This is a genomic window from Comamonas sp. CMM02, from assembly GCF_014851485.1.
Taxonomy (GTDB): domain Bacteria; phylum Pseudomonadota; class Gammaproteobacteria; order Burkholderiales; family Burkholderiaceae_C; genus Comamonas; species Comamonas avium.
Genome location: NZ_JACUZW010000012.1, coordinates 1 through 527 on the forward strand (window position 1 = coordinate 1; position 527 = coordinate 527).

1 protein-coding gene and 1 pseudogene are annotated in these 527 nt (G+C 50.9%); one reads left to right on the forward strand and one right to left on the reverse strand.

Annotated elements, in window-relative coordinates; translation table 11 throughout:
* On the reverse strand, positions 1-182 hold a 182-nt coding region (locus tag IB213_RS17895), incomplete at its 3' end, for a pyridoxamine 5'-phosphate oxidase family protein (protein ID WP_192408178.1).
* A 190-nt stretch (positions 183-372) separates the two neighbouring features.
* On the opposite strand from IB213_RS17895, the pseudogene IB213_RS17900 reads away from it, so the two are divergent.
* Positions 373-527, forward strand: a pseudogene (locus IB213_RS17900) (YebC/PmpR family DNA-binding transcriptional regulator); the annotation flags it as partial.

The following is a 527-nucleotide window of genomic DNA, read 5'->3' on the forward strand; positions in this document are numbered from 1 at the left end:
ACCAAGTCCGTATTGGTTTTGGTAAAAAACCAGATCGTGTTTGTTTTCGGGTCGGCATGGGGTGCCATTGGCTGCATATGCGCGTGAAGACCCTCTAGGCCGAGCATGCCAGCATGAACGGAGTTGATCTCGTCCCACAGCTGTTGGGCCGGTGCCTCACGAGCTTCGCTAAGACTTACCATTCTGTTGTCCTTTCTGCCTTTTCCCAAATGGGCGTTAATGCCGCATTTTTGTGTTTCCGGTCAGAAAACGAACGAACATTGCGTTCCGTTCCAGTGCGTGATGGCATTTCAGTTTGCCAACAGGCTTGAATGAAAGGCGCTTCACACTTATAAGGCCGCATTCCAAACAAATTATCGGATCAGGGGTGCCATGGCTGGCCATTCACAGTTCAAAAACATCATGCATCGCAAAGGAAAACAGGATTCGATTCGTTCGAAGATATTTTCCAAGCTCGCCCGTGAAATTACCGTCGCGGCCAAGACCGGTCTGCCAGATCCGACCATGAACGCTGCTCTGCGTCTGGC